This window comes from Afifella sp. IM 167 (assembly GCF_020144925.1).
Lineage (GTDB): Bacteria > Pseudomonadota > Alphaproteobacteria > Rhizobiales > Afifellaceae > Afifella.
Window position 1 is genome coordinate 332,155 of the sequence record NZ_NSLC01000001.1, and the last position, 12,551, is coordinate 344,705.

General features: G+C 66.5%; 11 protein-coding genes. 10 read left to right on the top strand and 1 reads right to left on the bottom strand.

From position 1 onward, the window contains the following. Positions 1–56 precede the first annotated feature (56 nt). The 10 genes from CLD20_RS01650 (at position 57) to CLD20_RS01695 (ending at position 11,029) form a co-directional block, all read left to right on the top strand. Positions 57–1,046, top strand: coding sequence for a tripartite tricarboxylate transporter substrate binding protein (locus CLD20_RS01650; RefSeq protein ID WP_224404849.1), 990 nt, complete (start codon positions 57–59; stop codon positions 1,044–1,046). A gap of 71 nt (positions 1,047–1,117) precedes the next feature. Then, positions 1,118–1,681 carry a tripartite tricarboxylate transporter TctB family protein gene (locus CLD20_RS01655; protein WP_224404850.1) on the top strand — a complete coding sequence of 188 codons (564 nt, stop codon included), beginning with the start codon at positions 1,118–1,120 and terminating at the stop codon, positions 1,679–1,681. 10 nt (positions 1,682–1,691) lie between these two features. Beyond that, positions 1,692–3,215 (top strand): tripartite tricarboxylate transporter permease, encoded by a 1,524-nt coding sequence (locus CLD20_RS01660; RefSeq protein WP_224404851.1) that lies wholly within the window; start codon positions 1,692–1,694, stop codon positions 3,213–3,215. Between the two features lie 52 nt (positions 3,216–3,267). Beyond that, positions 3,268–4,695: an aldehyde dehydrogenase family protein gene (locus CLD20_RS01665; protein ID WP_224404852.1), complete on the top strand. Its 1,428-nt coding sequence runs from the start codon at positions 3,268–3,270 to the stop codon at positions 4,693–4,695. Positions 4,696–4,704: 9 nt separating this feature from the next. Next, positions 4,705–5,841 carry a succinate--CoA ligase subunit beta gene (locus CLD20_RS01670; RefSeq protein ID WP_224404853.1) on the top strand — a complete coding sequence of 379 codons (1,137 nt, stop codon included), beginning with the start codon at positions 4,705–4,707 and terminating at the stop codon, positions 5,839–5,841. Further along, positions 5,838–6,701, top strand: a complete 864-nt coding sequence (locus tag CLD20_RS01675) for a CoA-binding protein (RefSeq protein WP_224404854.1) — start codon at positions 5,838–5,840, stop codon at positions 6,699–6,701. Before CLD20_RS01670 ends, CLD20_RS01675 begins: the two co-directional genes overlap by 4 nt. Before the next feature lie 76 nt (positions 6,702–6,777). After that, entirely contained in the window at positions 6,778–8,553 is a 1,776-nt protein-coding gene (gene xsc, locus CLD20_RS01680) for a sulfoacetaldehyde acetyltransferase (RefSeq protein ID WP_224404855.1), read from the top strand. Between the two features lie 58 nt (positions 8,554–8,611). Continuing rightward, entirely contained in the window at positions 8,612–9,631 is a 1,020-nt protein-coding gene (gene pta, locus CLD20_RS01685; RefSeq protein WP_224404856.1) for a phosphate acetyltransferase, read from the top strand. A gap of 240 nt (positions 9,632–9,871) precedes the next feature. Next, complete coding sequence (locus CLD20_RS01690; RefSeq protein WP_224404857.1) at positions 9,872–10,078, top strand: hypothetical protein; 207 nt, start codon at positions 9,872–9,874, stop codon at positions 10,076–10,078. A 12-nt stretch (positions 10,079–10,090) separates the two neighbouring features. Further along, entirely contained in the window at positions 10,091–11,029 is a 939-nt protein-coding gene (locus tag CLD20_RS01695) for a LysR family transcriptional regulator (protein WP_224404858.1), read from the top strand. Positions 11,030–11,041: 12 nt separating this feature from the next. Here CLD20_RS01695 and CLD20_RS01700 read toward each other — a convergent pair whose 3' ends face one another. Continuing rightward, on the bottom strand, positions 11,042–12,517 hold the full coding sequence (locus CLD20_RS01700; protein WP_224404859.1) for a mannitol dehydrogenase family protein: 1,476 nt from the start codon (positions 12,515–12,517) through the stop codon (positions 11,042–11,044). Positions 12,518–12,551: the final 34 nt, after the last annotated feature.

The following is a 12,551-nucleotide window of genomic DNA, read 5'->3' on the forward strand; positions in this document are numbered from 1 at the left end:
CAATAACTAGGCCTCGCCATCCAACGAGCGGGCCCAACAGGAGGAAGCCAATGTCCATGAGCGGATGGAGGAAGACCTTTATCGGGGCCTGCGGGCTCGCATTGCTCGCCGCGCCGGTCGGCGCGGCCGAGATGCTGGAAAAGCCAGACGGCTACGGCAACCGGCCGATCACCATCATCGTGCCCTACGGCGCCGGCGGCGGCTCGGATCAGCTGGCGCGCGCCTGGGCCGATGCGGCCGAGAAGGTCGCGGGCCTCACCTTCCAGATCGTCAACAAGCCGGGTGGCGGCGGCACTGCGGCCATCCCCGATTTCATGCTGGCCCGCCCGGATGGCTACACCATCATGGAGGCGATCGACGACGCCGTCTCCGCCTACGCTTCCGGCGACATCAAGGAAAACCCGGCCGAGGACTGGAGCCCGATCTGCATGACGCAGATCACCTTCAATCAGATCTACATCCGCTCCGACGACGACCGCTTCTCCGACTGGAAGAGCTTCGTCGCCTACGCCGAGGCGCATCCCGGTGAGGTCACCGTCGCCAATCTCGGCAAGGTGCAGTCCATGGAGCGGATCACCATGGCCCAGCTCGAGGAATCGACCGGCCTCAAGTTCAAGCAGATCCCCTTCGACAAGCCGGCCGAGCGCTACGGCGCGCTGATCGGCGGCCATGTCGACGCGCTCTTCGAGCAGCCGGGCGACGTCAGGAACTTCATCCAGGCCGACCAGATGAAGCCGATCCTCACCTTCCTCGACGAGCGCCCGGAGCTCTTCGCCGACACGCCCACCTCCAAGGAAGTGGGGGCCGATTTCGACCCGCTGACCCGCTTCCGCGGCTTCTACGTGAAGAGCGGCGTTCCCGAGGACCGGATCGCCTTCCTTGAGAATGTCTGCAAGGCCGCCTTCGAGACGGAGGCCTACACGAAGTTCAACAAGGACAAGTACATGGACGTGATCGACTCCTTCCGCGATCACAAGGGCGCGGTGGCTCTGATCAATAATTCCGCCAAGGCCTACAAGGAAATGTACGAGAAGCTCGGTCTATGAGCGAGCGTTTTGCCACCTCGGCGGAGCCTGCGGCTCCGCCGTTCCCCCCCGAGGACAGGCAAGGCAATCGGATGGAAACCGCCACCGCCGCGCGCCCTTCCCAGATCGAGCGTTTCAAGGGCCCCATCATCGAATGGCTGGTCTGGCTCGCCATCGCCGGCTTCGCCTACTGGCAGACGATCTATTTCGCCAAGGACATCGTCGGTTATCCGCCCGGTGCCGCTGGCTGGCCGAGGACCATCTGCATCCTGATGGCGCTCGGCGCGACCGGTCAGCTCCTCTACAAGCTCGCAGGCCATGACCTGGCGGAGCCGGCGCCGGCGGCCGCGAAAGAGACGCATACCGGGGCGCACCGCGTCGTCCAGCGGCTGGCGATCTTCGCCCTGCCCTTTCTCTTTCTCTACGTCTCGCCGTGGATCGGCTTTTACGTCGCCGCTCCGCTCTTCGTCATCACGCTGATGCTGCTTCTGGAGGTGCGCTCGCCCCTGGCGATCGCCGGCGTGACGCTCATCGTCTACGCGCTCTTTCTCCTCCTGTTCACGCGCTTCTTTTTCGTCGCCCTGCCGAACGGCCGTCTCGACGGCTTCTACGAGGTGAACAACGCCATCATCGGCTTTGCCCGAATGGGTCTTTGAGGGACGAAACGTGGAATCCTTTCTCGACGGCACGCTTGCCCTTTTCGGCAGCTATCACGCCACGCTGATCTTCTTCCTCGGCCTCGTCGGCGGCATGCTTTTCGGCGCCATCCCGGGCGTCAACATGCTGACGCTCGGCGCCGTGCTCCTGCCCTTCACGGCGAGCATGAACCCGACCGAGGCGGTGATGATGTTCTCCGTCATCTACTGCGCCGGCGTTTTCGGCGGAGCGATCACGGCGATCCTGTTCAACATTCCCGGCGCGCCGGAAAACGCTCCAACCTGTTTCGACGGTTATCCGATGACGCAGAAGGGGCAGGCCGGAAAGGCCATCGGCGCCGCCGTCATGTGCTCGGCGATCGGCGGCGTCGCCTCGGCCATCCTGATGATGACGGCGACCGGCGCCATCGCCTCCTTCGCCATCCGCGCCTTCGGCCCGCAGGAGATCTTCGCCCTTATCTTCTTCGGCCTTGCGGTCTCCGCCTCGATCGGGGCTCAGACGCTCTGGAAAGGTTGGCTGTCGGTCTTCGTGGGCCTTCTCATCGCCACCATCGGCACCGATCCGGTTGCCGGAATCCCGCGCTTCAACGAGGGCAGCATCTTCGGCTGGGAATATTCCTCCTACTACCTCTCCGCCGGCATTCACTTCATCCCGCTGATCCTCGGCTTCTTCGCCGTCTCGGAGGTGCTGAGCCAGTCGGTCTCCATCTCCAAGGGAACGCGCGAGCGGCCGAAGGCCTCGCTCGATTTTCCCAGCCTGTCGGAGTTCTGGCAGGTGCGCTTCACCATGATCCGCTCGATCTTCATCGGCTTCTTCTCCGGCGTCCTGCCGGGAATCGGCGCCACGCTCGCCGCCTTCCTCGGCTACAGCCAGGCGCAGCGCTGGTCGAAGAACCGGGCCAATTTCGGCAAGGGCGAACTGGAAGGCGTCGTCGCCTCGGAGACGGCCAACAACGCGGCGACGGGCGCGGCGATGATCCCGCTTCTCGCCCTCGGCCTGCCCGGCGGCGCGCTGACGGCGATGATCATGGGCATCTTCCAGATCCACGGCATGGAGCCGGGCCCGCTGATCTTCATCAACTCCCACGACCTCGTCTGGGTGACCTTCGCCGCGATGTTCTGGGCCAATGTCGCCATCATCGGCCTCGGCTGGCTGCAGACGAAGACGGTCGTGCACATCCTGCGCATCCCCTTCCGCTGGCTCGCCCCCGGCATCCTCATCCTCGCGACGGTCGGCGCCTACGGCCTCCGCAACCTGATGATCGACGTCTGGGTCATGTTCATCGCCGGGGTGCTTGGATACCTCATCAAGACGACGGGCTATTCCGCCGCCGGCATCGTCCTCGGCCTCATTCTCGGCGAGCTCGGTGAATCGGCCTTCGCCAAGTCGATGCAGCTCATGGATTTCGATCCGATGGGCTTCTTCAACCGGCCGATCGCGGCGGTCCTTCTCGGACTTGGCATCCTGGCGATCATCACCAGCGTGATCAGCGAGATCCGCGGCACCGAAGTGCAGAAGGCGCTGATGGACTGACGGGCGCAAAGCCCCTCCCCGCGCCTTCGCAAGACAACAAGGAGAAAACGACGTGGCCACCGCAACCAAGACCGTACCGTTGAGAGACGATCCGACCCAGACCGTCACCGAGCTCGTGGCGCGGGCCCGGCGTGCGATGGACGCGTACGAGAACACCGACCAGGCCCGTGTCGACGAGGCCGTCACCGCCCTCGCCTGGTCGATCTACAAGCCGCAGAACGCGCGCATGCTCGCCGAGCTCGCCGTCGAGGATACCGGCCTCGGCGACGTGGAATCGAAGGTCATCAAGAACACCCGCAAGACCTTCGGCACCCTGCGCGACCTCATGCGCGAGCGCAGCGTCGGCGTCATCTCCGAGGAGCCGGAGCGCGGCCTCGTCAAATACGGCAAGCCGGTCGGCGTCGTCGCCGCCGTCTGCCCCTCCACCAATCCGGCCGCCACGCCCGTCAACAAGGCGATGATGGCCCTCAAGGGCGGCAACGCCGTCATCATCGCCCCCTCCCCGGCTGGCGCCAAGACGACGGCGAAAACCGTGGAGCTGATGCGCGCGGAGCTGAAGAAGGCCGGCCATCCGGAGGATCTCGTCCAGATCCTGCCGCCGCCCGTCTCCAAGGAATCCACCCAGGCCCTGATGGAGCGTGCCGACCTCATCGTCGTCACCGGCAGCCAGAACAACGTCCAGCGCGCGATGAAGACCGGCAAGGTGGCGATCGGCGTCGGCGCCGGCAACGTGCCCGTCATCATCGACGACAGCGCCGATCTCGACGACGCCGCGCAGAAGATCTGCGCCTCGAAGGTCTTCGACAACGCCACCTCCTGCTCCTCCGAGAACGCCCTCGTCATTCTCGACAAGGTCTACGAGGAAGCCATCGCCGCGCTGCAAAAGGCCGGCGGCTGGCGCGCCTCGCCGCAGGAGAAGGAGAAGATCGCCGCCACCCTTTGGGAAGACGGCCATCTCAACCGCAAGGTCATCGCCAAGGACGCCGACGTCTCCGCCCGCGCCATGGGCCTGCCGGCGGAAGCGGAAAAGTGCCGCTTCTTCATGGTGGAGGAAGACAAAGTCGGCGGGCGCAACTCCTTCGCCGACGAAAAGCTCTCGCTGGTGCTGACCGTCTACCGCGCCAAAGACTTCGAGGACGCCAAGCGCATCGTCGCCGCCATCCTGGAAGTGAAGGGCAAGGGCCATTCGGTGGGCATCCACACCGCCGATCCCGCCCATGCGGCCGACCTCGCCGCCACGACCGACGTCGTGCGCGTCCTCGTCAACCAGGCGCATACCTTCGGCAACGGCGGCTCCTTCGAGAACTGCCTGCCCTTCACGCTCTCCATGGGCGGCGGCACCTGGGCGGGCAACACCATCTCGGAGAACCTCAACTGGCGCCATTTCGTCAACATCACCCATCTCGTGACCACCATCGCGGAAGACAAACCATCCGAGGTCGCCCTTTTCGGCGCCTACCTGGAAAAGTACGGCGCGTGAGGCCAAGCCATGAATTTTGAAGAACATGCGGCCAAGCCGCTGCTCGCCGGCGCCGGCATTCCGGTACCGGAGGGCATCCTCGCCGCCACCCCCGAAGAGGCGGCGCGCGCCGCCGAGAAGATCGGCCCCTGCGTGGTGAAGGCGCAGGCCCCGACCGGCAAGCGCGGCAAGGCCGGCGGCATCAAGCTCGCCGCCAGCCCCGAGGAAGCCAGAAGTCACGCCGGCGCCATCCTCGGCATGTCGATCGACGGCTGGAAGATCGACCGGCTCCTGGTGGAGGCGCAGGTCCCGATCGCGCGCGAATTCTACGCCGCCGTGCTCGACGACAACGCCGCCCGCTCGCCGGTCGTCCTCTTCTCCACCATGGGCGGCATGGATGTGGAGGAAGCCGCCGAGCGCGATCCGAACGCCATGCGCCGCATCCCCGTCGGCATCAATGAAGGCCTTTCGCCGGAAGCCGCGAGGAAGGGCATCGCCGGGCTCGATCTCGGCGGGGCCGAGGAGGCCGTCGTCGACACCCTCGTCAGGCTCTATGGGCTCTACCGCGAGGTCGACGCCGAGCTGGTGGAGATCAATCCGCTCTGCCTCACCGAGGACGGCAGGATCGTCGCTCTCGATTGCAAGCTGACGATCGACGACAGCGCCGGGCCGCGCCAGGAAGAGCTGTCGGAGAAGGCCGCGCCGCAGAAGATGACGGATCTGGAGGCGGAAGCCGCCGCCGCCGGCCTCAAATACATCGAGCTCTCGGGATCAGTGGGCGTCCTTGCCAACGGCGCCGGCCTGACGATGACGACGATGGACGCCATCACCCATTACGGCGGCGAGCCGGCCAACTTCCTGGAGATCGGCGGCGAGGCCTACACCAAGGCCGAGACCGCGCTCTCCATCCTCCTGAAGAACCCGAACATCCGCAGCCTCCTCGTCAATTTCTGCGGCGCCTTCGCCCGCACCGACGTCATGGCCGACGGCGTGGTCAAGGCCTGGAAGGCGCTTGATCCGGACATTCCCGTCTTCTTCACCATCCACGGAACGGGCGAGGACGAAGCCGTCGCTCTGGTCGAGCGCGAGCTCGGCATCAAGCCCGCCGACCTTATGGACGACGCCGTCAGAAAAGCCGTCGACGCCGCCCGGGAGGCCGCAGCATGATCTTGCGCAAGCACCATTCCATCCTCGTCCAGGGCATGACCGGCAAGCAGGGCACCTTCTGGACGCAGGCGATGATCGATTACGGCGCCACCGTCGTGGCCGGCGTCAATCCGAGGAAGGCCGGCACCGAGCATCTCGGCCGCCCGATCTATGCGAGCGCCCGCGACGCGGCGGGCGAGACCCCCTTCGACGTCGCGCTGATGTTCGTGCCGCCGATGGGCGCCAGGGCGGCCGCGATCGACGCCTGCGAGGCGGGGGCAAAGCTCGTTATCTGCCTGACGGAACACATCCCCGCCCATGACGTGATGGAGATGCACGCCGCCGCGAAGGCGAGCGGCACGCGCATCGTTGGGCCGAACACGGCCGGCCTCGTCACGCCCGGTGAGACCTTCGCGGGCATCATGCCGGCCTTCAACGACCGGGTGTTCAAGCCCGGCCGTGTCGGCGTCATCTCGCGCTCCGGCTCGCTTGGCACCCTTCTCTGCCTCAATCTGGTCCAAGCCGGGATGGGCATCTCCGTCTTCTATGGCGTCGGCGGCGATCCGATGATCGGGACGACGACGAAAGACGCACTGCAGTTCCTCGACGAGGACGACAGGACCGACGCCGTGGTCATCTGCGGAGAAATCGGCGGATCGGCGGAGGAGGAAGCGGCCGAATACGCAAGCGGGATGAACAAGCCCGTGGCCGCCTTCATCGCCGGTCGGGCCTCGCCTCCGGGCAAGAAGATGGGCCATGCCGGCGCCATCGTCTCCGGCGGCAAGGGTGACTATGCCTCCAAGCGAAAGGCGCTTGAAGCGGCGGGCGTGGCGGTCGCCGACGTTCCGAGCCAGGCGCCGGGCCTCCTCAAGGCGGCCTGAGAAGGCATCCGGACGAAATTTCCGGTGCGCGGCCCCCGCCGCGCACCCTCACGGTTGAGCGAAAGGTTTTCCAGAAATGAAAATGACGACGGAAGAAGCGTTCATCAAAGTCCTGCAGATGCATGGCATCGAACAGGCCTTTGGCATCATCGGATCGGCGATGATGCCGATCTCCGACCTCTTCCCGAAAGCCGGCATCACCTTCTGGGACTGCGCCCATGAGTGCAACGCCGGCTATATGTGCGACGGCTATACCCGCGCCACCGGCAAGATGGGCATGTGCATCGCCCAGAACGGCCCGGGCATCACCAACTTCGTCACGGCGGTCAAGACCGCCTACTGGAACCACACGCCGATGCTGCTGGTGACGCCGCAGGCGGCCAACAAGACCATCGGCCAGGGCGGCTTCCAGGAAATGGAGCAGATGGCGCTGTTCAAGGACTGCGTCTCCTATCAGGAGGAGGTGCGCGACGCCTCCCGCATCGCCGAGGTGCTGAACCGGGTGATCGAGAACGCCTGGCGCCGCTCCGCCCCCGCGCAGATCAACGTGCCGCGCGATTTCTGGACCCAGGTCGTCGACATCGAGCTGCCGCAGATCATCACGCTCGAGCGCCCCTCCGGCGGCGACGCGGCGATCACGGAGGCCGCAAAGCTGCTGTCCGAGGCGAAGTTCCCGGTCATGCTGAACGGCGCCGGCGTGGTGCTTGCCGGCGCGATCGATGCCTCGCGCGAGCTTGCCGAGCGTCTGGAAGCGCCCGTCTGCTGCAACTACCAGCACAACGACGCCTTCCCCGGCAGCCATCCGCTCGCCGTCGGCCCGCTCGGCTACAACGGCTCCAAGGCCGCCATGGAGCTGATCTCCAAGGCCGACGTGGTGCTCGCCCTTGGCACGCGTCTCAACCCGTTCTCCACCCTGCCCGGCTACGGCATCGACTACTGGCCGAAGGACGCCAAGCTGATCCAGGTCGACATCAATGCCGACCGCATCGGTCTGACCAAGAAGGTCGCCGTGGGCATCCAGGGCGATGCCAAGATGGTGGCCGAGGAGATCCTTGCCCGGCTCGACGCCTCGGCGGGCGAGCATCAGCGCAAGGAGCGTCGCGACCTCATCTCCGAGACGCGCTCGCGCTGGCTGCAGCAGCTCTCCTCCATGGACCATGAGGACGACGATCCGGGCACGGACTGGAACGAGCGCGCCCGCACGCGCCAGCCGGAGCGGATGAGCCCGCGCATGGCCTGGCGGGCCATCCAGCAGGCCCTGCCGCGCGATGCCATCATCTCCACCGACATCGGCAACAACTGCGCCATCGGCAACGCCTATCCCGATTTCGACCAGGGCCGGAAATATCTCGCGCCGGGCCTGTTCGGCCCCTGCGGCTACGGCTTCCCGGCGATCATCGGCGCCAAGATCGGCACGCCGGAGACCCCGGTGGTCGGCTTTGCCGGCGACGGCGCCTTCGGCATCTCCATGAACGAGATGTCGGCGATCGGGCGTGAGGAATGGCCGGCGATCACCATGGTGGTCTTCCGCAACTACCAGTGGGGCGCGGAAAAGCGGAACACGACGCTGTGGTACGACGACAACTTCGTCGGCACCGAGCTCGACCCGCATCTTTCCTATGCGCGCGTCGCCGAGGGCTGCGGCTTGATCGGCGTCACGGCGACGACGATGGAAGAGCTCACCCACGCCCTGCACGAGGCCCTGGAGGCTCAGAAGGCCGGCAAGACCACCTTCATCGAGGCCGTCCTCAACCAGGAGCTCGGCGAGCCTTTCCGCCGCGACGCCATGAAGAAGCCGGTGGTCGTGGCCGGCATCGACCCGGCCGACATGCGCCAGCAGCGCTCGGCGTAACGAAACCCGGGCGGCGCTGCGGCGCCGCCCGCCCTTTCCGGCGAACGCCCAGGAAACCATGAAGCCTCTGCGCGAAATCCTTGCCAAGGCCGCGCTCGGCGGCAGGACGATCGCCCTCGCCGAGGGCGAGGACGAGCGCGTCGTGGAAGGCGCACTCCGCGCCATGCGCGAGGGTGTCGCCAAGGTCATCCTCGTCGGCAACGCCGAAAAGGTGGCCGAGAAGGTGCGCGCCGCCGGCGGCGATCCGGCCGAACTCGCCATCCACGATCCCGACACCTCGCCGCTCATCGACGAATTTGCCGCCGCCTATTTCGAGCTTCGACGCAAGAAGGGCGTCACCATGGAGGAGGCGCGCGAAAAGGTGCGCGAGCCCCTCAACTACGCCGCCCTTCTGGTGCGCCTCGGCCATGCCGACGGCACGCTCGCCGGCGCCGTCGCCACGACGGCCGACACGGTCCGCGCCGCCATCCAGATCATCGGCGTGGAGCCCGGCTGCAAGCTCGTCTCCAGCTTCTTCCTGATGCTCTTCTGCGCTGAGCATCACACCCGCAAGGGCGCGCTCATCTTCGCCGATTGCGGCCTCGTCATCGATCCCGACGCCGAGCAGCTATCGGAGATCGCCGTCGCCTCGGCGAGATCCTGCCAGACCCTTCTCGGCGAAACGCCGCACGTGGCCATGCTCTCCTTCTCCACGGCCGGCAGCGCCAGCCACGGCAATGTCAGCAAGGTTGTGGAGGCGACGGCGCTGGCCAAGGCCGCCGCACCAGACATCGCCATCGACGGCGAATTGCAGTTCGACGCCGCCTTCGTTCCCGCCATCGCCGAGCGCAAGGCACAGGGCTCGGCCGTCGCCGGCAAGGCGAACGTCTTCGTCTTCCCCAATCTCGACGCCGGCAACCTCGGCTACAAGATCGCCGAGCGTATCGGCGGCGCCATCGCCATCGGCCCCATCCTGCAGGGCCTGCGCCTGCCGGCGAACGACCTCTCGCGCGGCTGCAGCGCCGACGACGTTCTCAACATGATCGCCGTCACGGCGGCACAAGCGTACAAGGACGAATTCGCCTCCAGGATCGCCTGAGGCGCATCTCGCAACTTCCGGCATTGCGGCGAATGCGACCGCCCGCGGCACGCCCCGCGTGGCGCTGCGAGCCGTTTTTCGCGGCAAACCGCGCTTTTGCGGGCATGCATGGCGCGGTCTCGTGCCACGCACGCCCAGCCATCACATTTCGCGATGGCTGCGTTCTCAAAATGCCCATTGTGCGATGCCGCAACCGGGCTTAGGTGGCTGGTAACGCGCCAGATTTCAGGAGCAAGCACCATGGCCACCCAGCTTCATCACGGAACCCCTCATCTCCTGCCGAACCTTACGGCCCCGCTCGCCCGCGCCGGCCATTCGGTGATGGCCTTTCTGACCATCTTCCAGACCGCCTGCCAGCTCGCAGCCGAGGCCGAGGCCGATGGCCGGGTGCCGGAGCATGCGCTGGAGCGCATGGCGGCGGCCGACAAGCGGGCCTCCCGCCACTAGGCCTTTCGGGCCTTGCGGCGCCTTGATGTCCTGACGCTGCGCTGTGTCCTTGCGGTGCAGCGCACCGGAAGCATCGCTTCCGCGGCCGACCAGGTCGGCCTTGCCGCCTCGGCGGTAAGCAAGCGCCTGTCCGATCTCGAGGAAGAGATCGGACATCCCATCTTCGATCGCAGCAATCGCGGCGTCGCGCCGACGCCCGTCGGCGAGGCGGTGATTGAACGCGCCCGCCGCATCGTCGAACTGACAGACGGCTTCACCGCCGATCTCGGCGATTTCGCCGAGGGCACGCGCGGCGAAGTGCGCCTGTCGGTCGTCTCGGCCGCGCTCGCCGGCCGGCTCGCCGACGACCTCTCCAGCTTCGAGAAGGACCATCCGCGCGTCCATGTCACGCTGATGGAGCGCTCGCACCGCGAGGCGGTCCGCATGGTCGCCGACGGGCTCTGCGACCTCTCGGTCAGCGTCGACCACCAGCTTCCGGGCGACATGGTGCGCCACGATTACGCCGACGACCCGGTCTGGGTGATCGGCCCGCTCGGCCACCCGCTCTTCAAGGGGCGCGGCAAGGACGAGAAGGTGCGCTTCGCCGAAACGCTCGACCACGACATCATCGCCATGGCGGGCGGCGCCTCCATCGAGGCGATGATCCTCAACGCCGCCGCGATGATCGACCATCCGATCCGCAAGCATTTCGAGGTGACGCGCCACGATTCGCTCCGCCGCCTCGTCGAGGTCGGGCTCGGCGTCGGCTTCATCCGCGAGAGCGGCGTCACCCGCTTCACCACTGTCTATGAGATCGAGGGCCGCCCGCTCGCCGACGAATGGGCCTCGCGCCGCCTCTGCGTCCTCAGGCGCAAATCCGCTCTTCTGGGCGGCGCCGCCAAGGCGCTCGAAAGCCATCTGATCGAGGCCGCCGCGGCGCGCGGCAGGGCGCCGCTTCCGCCCCGGAGCTGATCTGCCCGGGACCTAGAGGTTTCCCTCGATATAGCGCGTGAGCACCCGCTCCGTGCCTTCCTCCCAGAGCGCGCCCAGCGCATGCGCGAAGCGCTCGCGGAAGACGTCGGACTTACCGACATCGCCATAGACGGAGGCGATCGACAGCCAGGCATCCGGCTCGGTCCTGGCGTGCCGGGCGACCGGAACGAGGCTCTCCCAATTCGGATCGTTCGGCTCGATCGGGGTGCCGCTCTCGCTCTCGCCATGGCAGTAGCGGCACCACAGCGCCGATTCGAGCGCCAGCCCGGTCACGTCCGCCCCGTCCTTCAGCCGGTCGGCGATCGTCGGCACGATGAATTTCGGCTGCCGGTTGGAGCCATCGAGGCAGAGCCGGCGGATGGTGTCGCCGATCTTCGGATTGGAGAAGCGACGCTTGATCTCGCCGAAATACCAGGAAAGGTCGATATCGGGCACCGGCGGCACGACCGGCATAATTTCCTCGCGCTCGATCTTCTCCAGGAACGCGGCGATCAGCCGGTGCTGCATCGCCTCGTGGACGAAATGGATGTCGAGAAGCCCGCCCGGATAGGCGATCACCGCATGTCCGCCGTTGAGGATGCGGATCTTCATGATCTCGAAGGGCGTCACGTCCGGCACGAACTGCACGCCGACCTTTTCCAGCGCCGGCCTTCCCGCCGGGAAGGCGTCCTCCAGCACCCATTGGCGGAAATCCTCGCAGAAGACCGGCGAGGCGTCCTCGATGCCGAAATCCTGCTGCACGCTGCGCCGCTCGCGCTCGCCCGTCGCCGGGGTGATGCGGTCGACCATGCCGTTCGGAAAGGAGACGTTGGCCTCGATCCAGTCGGCAAGCGCGGGATCGGAGAGCCGCGCGGTGCCGACCACGGCCTCGCGCGCCACCACGCCGTTATGGGGAAGGTTGTCGCACGACATCACCGTGAAGGGGATGACGCCGGCTTCCTTGCGCCGCTTCAGCCCCGCCGCGATCAGACCGAACACGGTCTGCGGCTGATCCGGGCTCTTGCCGTCTGCGACGATCGCCGGATGGCCCGGATCGAAATGGCCGGCCGAATCGACGAAATAGCCGCCCTCCGTCACGGTGAGCGAGACGATGCGGATCGCCGGATCGGCGAGCCTTTCGATGATGGCGGCGCTGTCGGCGACCGGCAGCATGCCGGTCATCGGCCCGATGACGCGCGCCCGGCTCTCATCCGCCGACTGCTCGACGACGGTCGTCAGCCAGTCCTGGGCTTCCAGCGTCTCGCGCATTCTCGCGTCGCCCGGCATGACGCCGGCGCCGAGGAGCGCCCACTCATGGTCTTCGCCCGTCTTGAAGAGATCGTCGAGATAGAGCGCCTGATGGGCGCGGTGAAAATTGCCGATGCCGAAATGCACGATGCCGGCCGAAAGCCCCGCCCGGTCGTAGCCGGGAACTTCTGCGATGCCGGAAATCACGGGAAGATTGTCGGCGCTTAGCCGTATGCTCATGATCGTCCTTCGAATGTTCGCAGGCCAGTGGCAG

Coding starts and splice junctions, on each gene's coding strand:
- CLD20_RS01650 (WP_224404849.1), top strand. CDS start 57: ATGAGCGGATGGAGGAAGACCTTTATCGGGGCCTGCGGGCTCGCATTG.
- CLD20_RS01655 (WP_224404850.1), top strand. CDS start 1,118: ATGGAAACCGCCACCGCCGCGCGCCCTTCCCAGATCGAGCGTTTCAAG.
- CLD20_RS01670 (WP_224404853.1), top strand. CDS start 4,705: ATGAATTTTGAAGAACATGCGGCCAAGCCGCTGCTCGCCGGCGCCGGC.
- CLD20_RS01675 (WP_224404854.1), top strand. CDS start 5,838: ATGATCTTGCGCAAGCACCATTCCATCCTCGTCCAGGGCATGACCGGC.
- xsc (WP_224404855.1), top strand. CDS start 6,778: ATGAAAATGACGACGGAAGAAGCGTTCATCAAAGTCCTGCAGATGCAT.
- pta (WP_224404856.1), top strand. CDS start 8,612: ATGAAGCCTCTGCGCGAAATCCTTGCCAAGGCCGCGCTCGGCGGCAGG.
- CLD20_RS01690 (WP_224404857.1), top strand. CDS start 9,872: ATGGCCACCCAGCTTCATCACGGAACCCCTCATCTCCTGCCGAACCTT.
- CLD20_RS01700 (WP_224404859.1), bottom strand. CDS start 12,517: ATGAGCATACGGCTAAGCGCCGACAATCTTCCCGTGATTTCCGGCATC.